The organism is Rhizobium sp. Nf11,1, from assembly GCF_050587665.1.
In the GTDB taxonomy this organism is placed as follows: Bacteria; Pseudomonadota; Alphaproteobacteria; order Rhizobiales; family Rhizobiaceae; genus Rhizobium.
Map to the genome: position 1 here is coordinate 65,113 of NZ_JBOBHU010000002.1, position 13,344 is coordinate 78,456.

The 13,344-nt window shown below is 59.8% G+C and carries 12 protein-coding genes and 2 pseudogenes; 3 read left to right on the forward strand and 11 right to left on the reverse strand.

From position 1 onward, the window contains the following. Positions 1 to 26: 26 nt before the first annotated feature. Entirely contained in the window at positions 27 to 1,361 is a 1,335-nt protein-coding gene (locus tag ACQ7C1_RS03195) for an aspartate aminotransferase family protein (protein ID WP_430957295.1), read from the reverse strand. A gap of 139 nt (positions 1,362 to 1,500) precedes the next feature. On the opposite strand from ACQ7C1_RS03195, the gene ACQ7C1_RS03200 reads away from it, so the two are divergent. Then, positions 1,501 to 2,049 (forward strand): cupin domain-containing protein, encoded by a 549-nt coding sequence (locus ACQ7C1_RS03200; RefSeq protein WP_085781805.1) that lies wholly within the window; start codon positions 1,501 to 1,503, stop codon positions 2,047 to 2,049. On the opposite strand, the gene ACQ7C1_RS03205 is transcribed toward ACQ7C1_RS03200, so the two are convergent. Further along, positions 2,046 to 2,828 carry a pyrroline-5-carboxylate reductase gene (locus ACQ7C1_RS03205; RefSeq protein ID WP_430957296.1) on the reverse strand — a complete coding sequence of 261 codons (783 nt, stop codon included), beginning with the start codon at positions 2,826 to 2,828 and terminating at the stop codon, positions 2,046 to 2,048. The two genes, ACQ7C1_RS03200 and ACQ7C1_RS03205, sit on opposite strands and share 4 nt — an antisense overlap. A 345-nt stretch (positions 2,829 to 3,173) precedes the next feature. Between ACQ7C1_RS03205 and ACQ7C1_RS03210 the strand changes: the two genes are divergently transcribed. Then, positions 3,174 to 4,013, forward strand: a complete 840-nt coding sequence (locus ACQ7C1_RS03210) for a hypothetical protein (RefSeq protein ID WP_430957297.1) — start codon at positions 3,174 to 3,176, stop codon at positions 4,011 to 4,013. 246 nt (positions 4,014 to 4,259) lie between these two features. Here the strand turns inward: ACQ7C1_RS03210 and ACQ7C1_RS03215 are convergent, their stop codons facing one another. The 4 genes and pseudogenes from ACQ7C1_RS03215 to ACQ7C1_RS03230 form a co-directional block, all read right to left on the reverse strand. Beyond that, the gene (locus ACQ7C1_RS03215) at positions 4,260 to 4,844 is read right to left on the reverse strand and encodes a TadE/TadG family type IV pilus assembly protein (protein ID WP_085781804.1); all 585 of its coding nucleotides are present in this window, start codon (positions 4,842 to 4,844) and stop codon (positions 4,260 to 4,262) included. A 1-nt stretch (position 4,845) separates the two neighbouring features. Then, positions 4,846 to 5,376, reverse strand: a complete 531-nt coding sequence (locus tag ACQ7C1_RS03220) for a TadE/TadG family type IV pilus assembly protein (protein ID WP_097601197.1) — start codon at positions 5,374 to 5,376, stop codon at positions 4,846 to 4,848. Beyond that, on the reverse strand, positions 5,373 to 6,707 hold the full coding sequence (locus ACQ7C1_RS03225; protein ID WP_430957298.1) for a TadE/TadG family type IV pilus assembly protein: 1,335 nt from the start codon (positions 6,705 to 6,707) through the stop codon (positions 5,373 to 5,375). Before ACQ7C1_RS03225 ends, ACQ7C1_RS03220 begins: the two co-directional genes overlap by 4 nt. A gap of 183 nt (positions 6,708 to 6,890) precedes the next feature. Beyond that, positions 6,891 to 7,289: pseudogene (locus ACQ7C1_RS03230) on the reverse strand (carbohydrate ABC transporter substrate-binding protein); the annotation flags it as partial. Positions 7,290 to 7,675: 386 nt separating this feature from the next. On the opposite strand from ACQ7C1_RS03230, the gene ACQ7C1_RS03235 reads away from it, so the two are divergent. Then, on the forward strand, positions 7,676 to 10,165 hold the full coding sequence (locus ACQ7C1_RS03235) for a sensor domain-containing protein (protein ID WP_430957299.1): 2,490 nt from the start codon (positions 7,676 to 7,678) through the stop codon (positions 10,163 to 10,165). A gap of 54 nt (positions 10,166 to 10,219) precedes the next feature. Here ACQ7C1_RS03235 and ACQ7C1_RS03240 read toward each other — a convergent pair whose 3' ends face one another. The 5 genes and pseudogenes from ACQ7C1_RS03240 to ACQ7C1_RS03260 all read right to left on the reverse strand — a co-directional run bounded on the left by ACQ7C1_RS03240 (position 10,220) and on the right by ACQ7C1_RS03260 (position 13,293). Continuing rightward, entirely contained in the window at positions 10,220 to 10,930 is a 711-nt protein-coding gene (locus ACQ7C1_RS03240) for an RNA polymerase sigma factor (protein ID WP_430957300.1), read from the reverse strand. Positions 10,931 to 10,966: 36 nt separating this feature from the next. After that, positions 10,967 to 11,287, reverse strand: coding sequence for a cupredoxin domain-containing protein (locus ACQ7C1_RS03245; RefSeq protein WP_430957301.1), 321 nt, complete (start codon positions 11,285 to 11,287; stop codon positions 10,967 to 10,969). Positions 11,288 to 11,294: 7 nt separating this feature from the next. Next, on the reverse strand, positions 11,295 to 11,816 hold the full coding sequence (locus tag ACQ7C1_RS03250; protein WP_430957302.1) for a DUF4142 domain-containing protein: 522 nt from the start codon (positions 11,814 to 11,816) through the stop codon (positions 11,295 to 11,297). An 80-nt stretch (positions 11,817 to 11,896) separates the two neighbouring features. After that, positions 11,897 to 12,244, reverse strand: a complete 348-nt coding sequence (locus ACQ7C1_RS03255) for a DUF488 domain-containing protein (RefSeq protein ID WP_430957303.1) — start codon at positions 12,242 to 12,244, stop codon at positions 11,897 to 11,899. A gap of 27 nt (positions 12,245 to 12,271) precedes the next feature. Further along, positions 12,272 to 13,293, reverse strand: a pseudogene (locus ACQ7C1_RS03260) (aldo/keto reductase). Positions 13,294 to 13,344 lie beyond the last annotated feature (51 nt).

Here is a 13,344-nt window from a genome sequence, read left to right on the forward strand (position 1 = left end):
GCGAGAGCCCTCAGAGCCGGTTGGGATTATGCCGCGCGCTTCAGCGCATCGCCGATCGTCGAGACAATCGTGTCGATCTGGTCCTTCTCGACGATCAGCGGCGGGGAAAGCGCGATGATGTCGCCGGTCACACGGATCAGCAGGCCCCTCTTGAAGCAATCGACGAAGACGTCGTAGGCACGGGTTCCAGGTGCCCCGTCACGGGGAGCGAGTTCGATTGCGCCGACCAGTCCGAGATTGCGGATGTCGACGACGTGAGGCAGGCCTTTTAACGAGTGAACGGCTTCCTGCCAGTGGTCGGCAAGCTCGGCTGCGCGTGTCAGCAGCCCTTCTTCCTCGTAGATTTCGAGGGTGGCAAGGCCGGCGGCGCATGCGACCGGATGGCCGGAATAGGTATAGCCGTGGAAGAGTTCGATCGCATTGTCAGGTCCGACCATGAGTCCGTCATGGACCTTACGGCTGGCAAAGACTGCGCCCATCGGGATGGCGCCGTTGGTCAGGCCCTTTGCCGTGGTGACGAGGTCAGGCACGACGCCGAAATAATCCACCGCGAAAGGTGTGCCGAGACGGCCGAAGCCGGTGATGACCTCGTCGAAGATCAGCAGGATGCCGTGCTTGTCGGCAGTGGCGCGCAGCTTCTCCAAATAGCCTTTCGGCGGAAGCACCACGCCCGCCGATCCCGACATCGGCTCGACGATGACGGCGGCGATGGTTTCGGCGCCGTGCAACTGCACCAGGCGTTCGAGATCGTCGGCCAGTTCCACCCCATGGGCTGGAAGACCCTTGGAAAAGGCATTACGCTCGATGTCGAGCGTGTGGCGCATATGGTCGGCCGGGATTTGCGGGAAGACGCGGCGGTTGTTGACGAGGCCGCCGACGGAAATGCCGCCGAAGCCGACTCCGTGATATCCCTTCTCGCGGCCGATGATGCGCGTGCGTGTGCCCTGGCCGATCGCGCGCTGATAGGCGATAGCGATCTTCAGAGCTGTATCGACCGATTCCGAACCGGAGCCGGTGAAGAATACACGGTCGAGCTTGGCGTCAGCCCCGCCCGGCGCGGTTTCGGCGAGCTTCGCGGCGAAATCGAAGGCGATCGGATGGCCCATCTGGAAGGTCGGGGCATAATCGAGAGTGGCAAGCTGGCGCTCGACCGCCTGGGAGATCTTCTTGCGGCCGTGGCCGGCATTGCAGCACCAGAGCCCGGCCGTGCCGTCAAGAACCCGGTTTCCGTCAACGTCGGTGTAGTACATGCCCTCCGCGGCGGCCAAAAGGCGCGGCGTGGCCTTGAACTGCCGGTTGGCCGTGAATGGCATCCAGAAATTTTCGAGTACGGGCGCGTTCGTTTTGTTCATCTGATCCATTCTGGCCTCCTTGGGATGGGTCGAGAATGATGATTTCTCCTTTGCAAACAAGTCCTTTTCTTTACCGGCGCAAGGTCTTGAAATATCTTGGCCCGTGCGACACATTTTAGATATTCTGAACAACGCAAACGGATCCATCATGTCAGTCGATATCGGCAGCCGCCTTCGCCATCTTCGCATCGCCCACAAGCTTTCCCAACGTGAGCTGGCCAAACGCACCGGTGTTCCGAACTCGACGATCTCGCTGATCGAATCGAACGCCTCCAATCCGTCGGTTGGAGCCCTGAAGCGAATTCTCGACGGCATCCCGATCGGGCTGGCGGAATTCTTCGCCTTCGAACCCGAACGTCCGAAAAAGGCTTTCTACGCGGCTGAGGAGCTGGTGGAGATCGGCAAGGGTGCCATTTCCTACAAGCAGGTTGGCGAAACCCTGTTCGGGCGCAGCCTGCAGATGCTTAAGGAGTGCTACCAGCCGGGTGCCGACACTGGAAAAATTCCTCTTGTCCACGAGGGAGAGGAGGGCGGGATCGTGCTCTCGGGAAGGCTCGAGGTCACGGTCGACGACGAACGACGCGTGCTGGGGCCAGGTGACGCTTATTATTTCGAAAGCCGGCGCCCGCATCGGTTCCGCTGCATCGGGCCGGTGGCCTGCGAGGTTATCAGCGCCTGCACGCCGCCTACTTTTTAGTTCCTGCCCTCGATGCGGGCGAGCACGCCGTCGAGCGCTTCGGTCAGCGCCGCGATGCCGCCCTTTTTCTCGAAGTCGGTCAGAACCTGCTCGTTCAGCCCGCCCCTGGTTGCGAATTCGCGGCTCAGCGTGCTGAACGGCTCGGCGCCGGGGCCGCTTGCCCTTTGCGCCAGGCTCGCGAAGAGAGGGGCGATGTAGGCATTTGCTTTCGCTCTTTCGAGGCCGCTCGTTTCCAGCCAGACGCCGACCGTTTCCATGATTCCGAAATAGGTGGACATCGTTGCGCTTGCGGCTGCGAGAAGGTCGTATTCCTTCCTCGACTGACATTGGACGGCCGTCCCAAGCGTGTCGAACAGCGCTGCGACCGTATCATCGGGCGGGTAGATGGCGGTGACGCCCTGGCGCGTTGCGACGAAAGGCAGGGGGATTGCCTGCACGAGATGCACGTCGGCGCCGATCCAGTCGAGGAGGGCATGGCGCTCCGTCGCCGCCACGACGCTGACGACCGTCTGTCCCGCCCTGAACGACAATTCCCGGACGACCTCCTCGGCGACCTGCGGCCGTATCGCCAGGAACACCATGTCGCTGCGATCGACGACGTCCTGATTGTCCTTGGCAATGTTCACGGCTGAGAATGCGTCCGCCAGCGTTTCCGCGATGTGGGCGCTTCGTGGAGAGACGTGAATCTCCAAGACATAGGCCGGTTCAGCGAGAAGCCCGCGAACCATCGCCTCGGTGATAACGCCGGTTCCGACAAATCCGATGCTTTTGATGTTCACCTGATCACTCCTTAGCTCCAAGCGGTCCAGAGCGACATCCATTATGGCGGCGACAGGTGAGGAGCGGAAGCCCTGCTCCGTACGATCGGCGGAACGGACTGACCGGTTAGGCCGATCTTCCAGTCTGACGGCGCCTTTGCGTTGTGGCGCGATCCGCTCGCAGCGGCGGGGCGCATTCATCCCGTCATCGACAATGCCGCATCCGCATCTACGCCAGAGGACAGCTGGGCCTGAGCTAATCTAAGGGCGCGACGCATCGCCTGGGCGATGATCCCGCTTTCGTTTGCTACGCCAAATGTTTACAAGCGTAAGCTGTAAAGATTCGACCGAACGGAGGCATTGATCTTGCATATCGTGCGTCGCGCGCTGTTGGGGTCTCTATGGGGCCTGATCGGCTGGAAACCTTCTTTCGCTATCGACACCAGCCCGGAAGCAATCACCCGGGGGGAGGCGTCGTCGGTGACACCCCGGCATGTTCTCTGTTTTCTCGGGAGAGATCGCGACCTCAGCCGCTTGTCCCAAGCGGCGGCCAAAGCGATCGGTGATTTCGCCACCGGCTTCAGCGTCGATGAGGATTATTCGCAGGCAGAGCCGGATGACCGCATGAACCGGTCATTCGACGTCTGCTGGGATCGGGTCGAGCCCGATGCCTGGAACGAGGCGGACGAGAAAGCCGTCGCCGATCATCAATCCGTCCTCTATGTCCTCGGGCCGAGCATGACGCAGGCAGACACCGTCAAGGTGTCGATGACGGCGCTGCGTCTCGTCGAGCGGCTGATCGAGGCGGGAGCGGTTGCCGTCAAGGGCGAAAGCGCCGGCATCGCACATGGGCTCGATCGATGGAGAGTGCTGATCGGCCAAGGCGCCGAAGCGCAGAATGCCAGCGATCCGCTCGCCCAGCAGCGCATCGGGCGGCTGGCTTTCGCGAAGCGGCCGCTCTCGGCGCGTGGTTATCTGGAAAGCGTCGGCTTCCATCTGGTGGGGCTGCCGGAGGTCTATGTGCCGGAGACATCAGGCAGCGAAAGCCAGGTCATTGCCATTATGGATGCAGTTGCCGACGAGATCGGCAAGCAGGGTCTCCATTCGACGCTCAAAGCGCGGGGCGCAAGCCTCTCCTTCGATTCCAGCTATGACGTGGATGAGTTCAAGTTCAATCCCTACGGCATCGTCAAGCTCGCGGGGTGAACCGGCTCGGGGTAATCGGCCTGCGATAGGGCGAAGCGCTGGATCGCCGTTGCAGCGACGCGCTCATATGCATGTCATTCAATCGTTCTGCTGTTCGAATGTCTTGGCAAGCTCTCCATAGTGGCGCGCTGATCCCGCATTCTTCTCGGTCGAAGGAGGCTGGCCGAGGCGGCGCGCAATGCATCATCGTCGGCGTGACGGCAAGCGACCGTGGACCTCATAATCCAACGACCACGAACATTCAGTCTAGTTGTAACTGATCGTGTCGCTCACGCGCGGGCGATTGAAGAAATGGTGGTCGAAGCTGTAGCCGTTCTGTCCCGTGAAGTTCGAGAAAAACGCCGACACCGGTGTGGTCAATGTGTATTGCACCCGCGTCAGCACCACCTGGACGCCCGTCTCCTGGATCTTCGCCGGTATGTCGATCGCGCTTGTCGTCCCAGAGGCAAGCGACGAGGTGTTGAACGCGGCGGACCAGTTGACGGTCGCCTTGCCGCTATTGTCGACATCATTGACCGTGACCGTAATCGTCAGCCCGGTGGTCTCATAGGGCTGGAGGATGAAGCTCGCGCCTGAAAGAAGCTTGGTGACGTCGGTCTTCGCCCAGGTGCTCTGCTGCGCGATCATATCGCCTGTACTGGAAGCGATCTCGTCTATCTTGCGGCTGACGGTGAGGGCATGGCCAAGATCGACGGTGCCGAACAGCAGCACGATCAGGATCGGCAGCACCAATGCGAATTCCACGCCCGAAGCGGCCGTGCGGTCGCAGGCGAGGCGACCGATGCAGGATCGGGCGAGGCTGAGAAGGGGGAGGTTCCGTTTCATGATCATCTCAGAAGGGCTCATTGCGAAACAGAGCGGAGGACCCAAGGAGATAGCGGCCGTCCGAAAGCTTGGCGCTCGACAGGCTGAAGAAATTGACCGAGGCTTCCCATGGCAGAAACGCCTGTACCAGAATGTAATCGCTGCCCTTGCCGATATCATAGGTCTCGGTGACGGCGAGCTTGCCGCTGTCGTCGATGGGATCGGTGCTGGTTGCGGACGACAGGTCGGAGAGCACGCTGACCTTGACGACGAGACCGCTGGAACAGCTGAAAGCCAAAAGCATGTCGTCGCAGATCTTGGCCTTGAAGCTATTCAATGTGATCTTCGATGACGCCACCTCGCCGGTGCGGATCATCCGGGAGATTTTATGAACGGAAGCGTCCAGCGAGGAGTTGACGAAGAACATCAGTGACACTTCGATGATGCCGAAGATCATGATGAAGAGCGGCAGGGCCAGGATCGCAAATTCGATCGCAGCCACCCCCTTGCGATCGCCGAGCAGGCGGCGAAGCAGGGCAAAGCGGTTTCTTGCGGTCATTGGGTCAGCCGGACGGAAGAGAGATATTGAGTGAAGAGCGTCGACAGGCCCGCTGTGATTTCCGTCGACGACGATGCCGATATGAAGAGGCTCTTTGACGATGCGCAGTCGGCAAGTGCGTAGGGAATATAATCGCGTCTCGAAATGCTGGTCGACACGCCGCTGTCCATGGTGCCGCCCCAGGTGCTCTTCCAGTTGGCGCTCGCCATGGTCGAGCCGACGGTTGCGTTATAGCCCCAGTCCGTGGTGATTGGCAGATATTCGGTGTAGAGCACGGCCATCGTGTTTGACTGGTTCTTCAGATAGTCGCACCAAGCGGGATTGAGGGGCGCTACCTTGGGCCAGTATTTTGAGCCATTCGTCACCCATTCGCGCTGTGATTGGACACCGTCCGTCAGCAGGAGAACCAGCTTGAGCGGCGAGCCCGAGGAGGTCCCGTCCCCTCCGGCGCCGACTTTCTTTTTGAGCGTCGCAAGAGAAACGTCGAAATAAGTGGCGGCCTTCGAGGTCGCGCTGGTGAGGCCGTAGCTGCTGTCGGCGAGGCGGGCGCGCGCCGTATCCGTGCTCAGCGTCGGTGCCAGAACCTCCGAAAGCGTATCCCCCAGACTGTATAATCCGACCTTGATGCGTTCATGATTCTCGTCGGATTCGTCGATCATGTCGAGCACTTCGCGCACGGCGTCGCCGGCGACATCGGCGCGCAGCTTTATCTTCTTTTCCTTGCTGTAGTCATAATTGGTCGCGTATGTCGTCTTGCCGATGGTGTGCGAATCACCCGTGTGACAGGCGAACTGGCATTTGATGCCGGTATACATGGTCGACTGACCTGACGTCGTTGCCGCCAGCAGCATCGACGGGGATGTATCGATAACGATATAGACATTGAGATAGGACGTGGCAGGGCCCTTAACGGCGCTTCCCACGCTGACCGGAACGGTCTCGATGTTGGCGATCTTCATGAATGTCGTCGGAACGGTGCCGCTTGCTGTCGCCGTGATGTTGTGGTTCACGGTATCGATATCGATATCATCAAGCGTGTAGCTGTTATCCACCTGTGCGTGGAACCAGTCGGAAACCTTCTCCTTGAGAGCGTCGGTATCTTCGGTGTTGTTGATCTGCTTGACCGCTGCGATCAGGGCCGCGTCAAGGTCGCTCTGCATTCTCTGCCGGACATTGTAGCTGCGGATATAGTCGAAGCTCGCGCCGACGGCGACGAGCATCGGTACGAGGCTAAGGGCGACGACGATCGCGACGTTGCCGCCTCTGTCACTTTTGAGACTGCGGAGGGCGCTCGTAATTCGAGCAAGCGAGTATGAAAGAGCCAACTTCAAAACACACCATGACGCAAGACAAAAAATAGCAAATGAAAGATGTATCTGGAAAACTTGAGCGTTTGTTAATTTCCCAATTTCCGGTAGAAGATGCACCGTCGGCACACCGTTTGCTGCGCTTATTGGACATGGTTGCGAATTATGGATATTCGCTACGCTGCCGGCGAATGCGGAGGAGCCTTCTCAGCGCTGCATCAGCAGTCTTGCAGGCGTCTTTGAACCTCTTGCGAAAACATGGTCCTGTTGTTGAAAATGTCTCCCACCACAGCACAATCAAGCCTTCCGACATCTGGCTCGGCATGGCCTGCGACTGGGCGCTGACTTCACCGTTCTTGGCCTCGATCATCTCCAATCCGAGCTTGCCACAATGATCGAGCCCGCCGACGTCGGTGCGAAACGGCAGCGATCCCTTGAACCGGCTGAACGCGACCTGATTGTCGCGGTCGAGCACCATGCGGGCGGAGGCTTCCTGTGTTTCGACAGTGCCATCCCGATGATCGACGTGCCGGGAACGAGGCTGCAATCGAAATCCTCGCCGACGCTGTAGCCGCGCGCCGCAAGCTCGCCCTTGCCCAGTCGCCCGCCGGCTACGCGTCCCAAGCTGTCCCGCTGAAACCCTGTAAGTCTTCCCGCAACGAAAATGAAAGACCGAGCGGACGGGATTTTGCCGACGAGACTATCCACTTTGCGCGCGGACGATCCGTATCGCGCGCCGAAAATTGCAGCGCCGCCACAGACGGAGCGATCTCTTAATTTTCTGACCGCAGTGTTCCGGGTCGACGACGTGCTTGATGTAGCGGATCCGCGCCCCTCAAATGACTTGGGCGGCTTTCTTGGAAGAACACTCAGCCGGTGGATGAGATATCCGGTTGTTACTCATGGTGAGTAAACGCATGACGAAGTCCTCGTTCCAGTCGCCTCGGCAGCCCACTCTTCTTATGCAAGATGGAGAGGGCGAGGGAAAAGGAATGCAACATCAGGACGTCGCAATCGACCGGAAAGCGCTTCTCGACGCTTTGCTGGGGCCATTTCCGCTTCCGCTTTTTTACAAGAACCCGCAAGGCCACTATCTCGGCTGCAACAAGGCATTCGAAGATTTTTCCGGCTACCGACGTGAAGAGATCATCGGGAAAACCGATTTCGATCTAACCTCGAACCATCTGCCTGAACTCCATTTCGTCGATAACGCGGCGCACCGCGAGAGAGGCGGAGCCCAGCACTCCGAACGAAAGATGCTCACCGCGAACGGTGCGGTACGGGACGTCGTTTTCAACAAGGCGGTGTTGCCAGGGGAAAACGGTGCTCCGGCCGGCCTGATCGGCGCCCTTGTCGATATTACCGAGCACAAGCAGGCGGAGCAGGAGCTCAGGAAGGCGCTCGAATTCGCGGAAGGTATCCTCACCGCCATCCCGGATGTTCTGTTCGAGGTGGATGAGGACGGCCGCTATCTCCAGGTCTGGACAAGAAACCCGGAACTGCTGGCCCAGCAGAAGGAGATGCTGCTCGGCAAGACGGTCAACGAGATTCTTGCGCCGGAGCAGGCAGCTATCGCGATGGAGGCTCTTCGCACGGCCGGCCAGGAGGGAGTTGCCTACGGCCGATGCATCTGCATCGCCCTGCCGAGCGGCGAAACGCGGTGGTTCGAGCTTTCCGTGGCGAGACGACCGAGCGCCGATCCGACCACTGCCACCACGCTCCTGGCATTCTCGCGAGATATAACTGAGCGAAGACGGGCTGAAGACGCCATCAATTCCGTGCGGACGCAGCTGCTCAGCGTGCTTCAAACCATGCCCGACATGATCTGGGTCAAGGACATGGATGGATTCTATCTCCTGTGCAACCACACCTTCGAGCGGCTGACCGGATTGACGGAAGCCGAGGTTGTCGGAAAGACGGATTTCGATCTGTTCGGTATCGAAAGGGCTCGATTTTTTCTGGAATCGGACAAGGCGGCGATCGAGGCTGGCGAGTGCATCTTCAGCGATGAGGAGTGGGTGGTTTCGCAGGAGAATGGCCAATCCATTCTTCTTGAAACACGCAAGGTGCCGGTGATGGATGCGGCGGGAGAGGTCGTCGGGGTTCTTGGGGTGGCGCGTGACGTGACGGAGCTGAATGCCTCGCGCCAGAAGATCCACCAGATGGCCTTCTATGACCCCCTGACCTCGCTGCCGAACCGGTCGCTGTTCAACGATCGGCTACGGCAGATGATCACCTCGGCCGGATCGCGGGGCCAGCGGGCAGGCGTGATACTGATCGACATCGATCATTTCAAGGTGATCAACGACACGATGGGCCATCCCGTCGGCGACGATCTGCTCTGTCAGGCCGCCGCGCGCCTCAATGCTAGCGTGCGCGATTACGACACTGTCGCCCGTCTGGGCGGCGACGAGTTTGCCATCTTGCTGCCCGATCTCAGGCAAGGCGACGATCTCGGCCGCATCGCCAGCAACATTCTCGAGAAGTTTAAGGATGGCTTCCTGCTGGATGGCAAGGAGGTTTTCATTTCCTGCAGTGTCGGCATCGCGCTCTATCCTGCTGACAGCGCCGACGCCAATGACCTGGTGAAATACGCCGATTCGGCGATGTATCTCGCCAAGCGTTCAGGGCGAAATAATTTTCGCTTCTATTCCAAGGACCTGACGGCGAATGCCGAGGAACGCATGCGGCTGGAATCGGAATTGCGGCGAGCGATCGAGCGCGAAGAGCTGGAACTGCACTACCAGCCGAAGGTGCTTCTGGACAGCGGCGCGATGGTCGGATCCGAAGCCTTGCTAAGATGGCGTCACGCCGAGATGGGGATGATCCCTCCCGACCGTTTCATTCCGGTCGCAGAGGATACGGGCCTGATCGTCGAGCTTGGGCGATGGGTGCTGCGCGAAGCCTGCCACACCGCGGTCGAATTGAATGACGGCAGCCAGGCGCCGCACAAGGTGGCGGTCAACTTGTCGGGCAAACAATTCCAATCCGCCGGATTGGTAAAGTCGATCACCGAGATTCTCGGAGAGACCGGTTGCCGCGCCGAATGGATCGAAATCGAAATCACCGAAAGCCTTCTCCTCGATCAGAAGGACGAGACGCTGCAGACGCTCTCTGAACTTCGCAGCATGGGATTTTCGATCGCCATCGACGATTTCGGCACCGGCTATTCGGCGCTGAACTATCTGGCGCGCTTTCCGATCGACACGCTGAAGATCGACCGGTCTTTCATCAACAGCGCCGACAGGCGCAATGAGGAACTGGTGAAGGCGATCCTCTCGATCGCGCGCTGTCTCGGCCAGAATGTGGTGGCGGAAGGCGTCGAAACCGCCGAACAGGCTGCCTTTCTTGCCGCAAACGGATGCGGCTCGGCGCAAGGGTTCCTTTACAGCAAGGCAGTGCCGAAAGCGGATATCATCGCTCTCAGACTGCGCTCTCCGGTCGGCGGCTCCAGCCCGAGCGAGATGTGGCCTCGCGGGTGAGCGAGCCCGTCTCTCACCTGCTGCGTCGAAGCACGCGCGTGCTATTGCCCGATATCACGATGCCTGGCGAAGGGTTGCGATGACGCGGTCGCCCATGGAGGCACAGCGGGCGCCGTCGAAGGGGAACAGCGCCGAGAATGCGCCTGAGAGCTGTTTCTCGATCGACTGGCGCATCAGCTTGCGCGCCCGATGCAGCCGGGTCTTGGCGGTTTCGGGTTTGATGCCGAGAAAGGATGCGGCCTCCTCCGTGCTCATGCCCTCGACCTCGCGAAGCACGAAGATGGCGCGAAATTCGTCCGGAAGTCCGTCGACGGCCTGTTCGAGAAGATGCCGCGCCTGGCTTCGCGACAGTTCACTTTCCGGATCGGTTGCGGAGAGCGAGGAGGGGAACTGGAGGACTTCGCCGCCCCCCGATGTCGTCTGCATGTCGATTTCCTCAAGCCCGGTGGTGTTCTTTCGTGCGCGCACGCGGCCCAGCGCCTCGTTAAGCGTTATCCGGGTCAGCCATGTCGAAAGCGCGGCCTCGCCGCGGAATGTCGCCAGATTGGTGAAGGCCTTGACATAGGCGGCCTGCACGACGTCTTCCGCTTCCCAATCGCTGCGGATGATGGCGCGCGCGGTGCGGAACAGGCGCTGGTTGTGACGCTGGACAATGGCGCGGATGGCAGGCTCGTCACCCTGCTTTGCAAGGGACACGAGCTCGGCATCGGCGAGTGCTGATATATTCTGCCGGCGTTGCGCGACCGGAACGGCAATGGCTGTCATGCAAGTCTCCGCATTGCTTTGGATCGGAGCCCGGCCTTACGGCCGGACGTCCAGTTTGCCCGTCATGGCGGGATGAAAACGGCAATAGAAATCGACCGCTCCCGCCCGGCCGACCGTCATCCGCGCTTCCGATTTCGGCGGCAGATCGACATCGAAGCTCTTGTCGCGAGCTGTCGCCGTATGCCGGAATATATCATTGTTTCGCCAGACGATCACATCGCCGACATGCAGCTCGGCAGGCGGCGCGCCGAATTTCATGCCTGCGATGGTGACCTGGTATTCCGCCGCTGAGGCGACCCCGCTGCTTCCCCAGAGCAGCACCAACAACAGCGGCAGCAATTTCATCAGCGAGCCCATCGCGACCCTACTTGATCATCGAAGCGAGATGCTCGGCATGCGTCTGGTGTTGCTTGAACAGGGTCAGGCCCGTTTCCAGCAGCGATTTCAGCTCCTTGTTCTGAGCCGACGGGATCAGCACCTTGGCAAGGGCATCGTTGACCGACTTGTGATAAGCGACTTCGTTTTCGACATAGGCCTTGTCGAAGGCCGCGCCGTCGAGGCCTTCAAGCGTCTTCAGTTCCTTGCTCGCCTGGGTCGAGAGCGACTGGCTGATCTTGTTGTCCTCAGGCGTCACCTTCAGCTTCTTGACGAGGGCGAGCGCCTGGTCGTTGACGGCCTTGTGGTCGCGCTCCATGGTTTTGGCGAATTCGATGACCTCCGCATTCTTGCTCTTCTTCAACGCCTGCTCCGCGGCGGTGACATCGATCTGCCCCGCCGTATAGGCGATGTGGGCGATCTGAGGGTCGGTCGGCTTGGCGTCGGCGGCGATTGAGGCGGTGCCGAGCGATGCCGCGATGAAGGTTGCGCCCAGAATTCGTTTGAACATGATCTGTCTCCTTATGTCGGATGGAAGCGAGCATTGGATGCAGATCGCTCGGAAAGGTTCCCGGAAATTTTCGAAGCGCTTCAGTCGTCGCCGATGAAGCGCTGAAGCACGATTGCGTGGTTGTGGAGCTGGTCTTTCGCCGCATAGAGAAGTGTGGCGTCCGACGGCCCGGTTAGGCGTTCGAGCTCCTCGACAACCGATGAATTCTTTTTGAGTTCCTCCCGATAGCGGCGCTGGAATTCGCTCCATTTTGCGGGTTCGTGGCCGAACCATCGGCGCAGCGCCGGACTCGGCGCGATGTCCTTCAACCAGACATCGACTGCGGCCTCCTGCTTCTTCAAGCCGCGCGGCCACAACCTGTCGACCAGAATACGGGTGCCGTCACGGTCTTCTTTCGGCTCGTATATTCGTTTGATGTGCAAGGCCATTTGTACGTCCGCTATGAAGAAGGTAAGTCAGGGCGAGAGGGGGGCGTCACCGCGCATTAGGCCAAGCGATTTCAGCTCCTCCCACAGCTCGTGAGGGATATGTGTGTTCCGCGCGCGGTCGTTTGACACCACCTGATCGATTGTCTGGCCGCCCGGGATGACGGAAACGACAGCCGGGTGGAAGAACGGAAAGTTGAGAGCCGCGTCTGAGAGAGCGACATTGTATTTCAGGCAGATGTGCTCGATGCGCCGGACTTTGTCGAGGATGTGTGACGGGGCGTCAGAGTAATTATACTGCGCGCCGGCAATCGGGCCTGTCGCCAATATGCCGGAATTATACGGCCCGCCGAGCACAATGCCGATATTGCGGGCGACGCACAGGGGGAGAAAGGATTCCAACGCCTCCTGCTCAAGCAGGGTATAGCGTCCGGCGAGCAGAAAAAGGTCGAAGTCGCCACGCTCGGCAAGCGTCTGGCACATCTCCCACTCGTTTATTCCGCCACCGATGGCTTTCACCACTCGCTGGTCGCGTAGCGAGGTCATGGATAGCCACCGCTCATGAATTGCTCGACATAATGGTCGCAGGCCGCCTTGGTGCCGTGATTGAAGACATCCAGGTCGTGCACGAACAGAATATCGAAGCTGTCGAGCCCGGTGCGCTCGAAGGACGCTTCGAAAGATCGCATGACGCCATCGTAGCTGTAGTCAAAAGCCTCTCGGCGACTGGGCGTATCGAAGAATTTGCCGATGCCGGTCCGCTGTTCGGGTTGGCAGACCTTGAGGAGCCTGCCGACTTTTGTCGACACGACGTAGTCTTTACGCTGCTTCGTTGCGAGGAAGCGGCCAACCCGCCTCTCGGCGAGGCCAAGCCCGTAGAGCGGCGCGGTGTCGAAGTAGCGGATGCCGTGTTGCCAGGCCGCATCTAAAACCGCTGCCGCCTCCTCATCTGTTATCGCCCGATAAAGATTGCCGAGTGGTGCGGTGCCGAACCCGAGTTCGGTAAAGGTAAGCCCGCCGTCTCCCCTGCGGTCCCAATGTCGCGTCTTCATGTCAGCTATCCGCATCCCATATTCGTTTGCCGCTCGTGCTCGACACTGCAG

Excerpts from the sequence above, each read along its gene's own strand:
- ACQ7C1_RS03195 (WP_430957295.1), bottom strand. The coding sequence starts at position 1,361 with ATGGATCAGATGAACAAAACGAACGCGCCCGTACTCGAAAATTTCTGG.
- ACQ7C1_RS03200 (WP_085781805.1), top strand. The coding sequence starts at position 1,501 with ATGTCAGTCGATATCGGCAGCCGCCTTCGCCATCTTCGCATCGCCCAC.
- ACQ7C1_RS03215 (WP_085781804.1), bottom strand. The coding sequence starts at position 4,844 with ATGATCATGAAACGGAACCTCCCCCTTCTCAGCCTCGCCCGATCCTGC.
- ACQ7C1_RS03220 (WP_097601197.1), bottom strand. The coding sequence starts at position 5,376 with ATGACCGCAAGAAACCGCTTTGCCCTGCTTCGCCGCCTGCTCGGCGAT.
- ACQ7C1_RS03235 (WP_430957299.1), top strand. The coding sequence starts at position 7,676 with ATGCAACATCAGGACGTCGCAATCGACCGGAAAGCGCTTCTCGACGCT.
- ACQ7C1_RS03240 (WP_430957300.1), bottom strand. The coding sequence starts at position 10,930 with ATGACAGCCATTGCCGTTCCGGTCGCGCAACGCCGGCAGAATATATCA.
- ACQ7C1_RS03245 (WP_430957301.1), bottom strand. The coding sequence starts at position 11,287 with ATGGGCTCGCTGATGAAATTGCTGCCGCTGTTGTTGGTGCTGCTCTGG.
- ACQ7C1_RS03250 (WP_430957302.1), bottom strand. The coding sequence starts at position 11,816 with ATGTTCAAACGAATTCTGGGCGCAACCTTCATCGCGGCATCGCTCGGC.
- ACQ7C1_RS03255 (WP_430957303.1), bottom strand. The coding sequence starts at position 12,244 with ATGGCCTTGCACATCAAACGAATATACGAGCCGAAAGAAGACCGTGAC.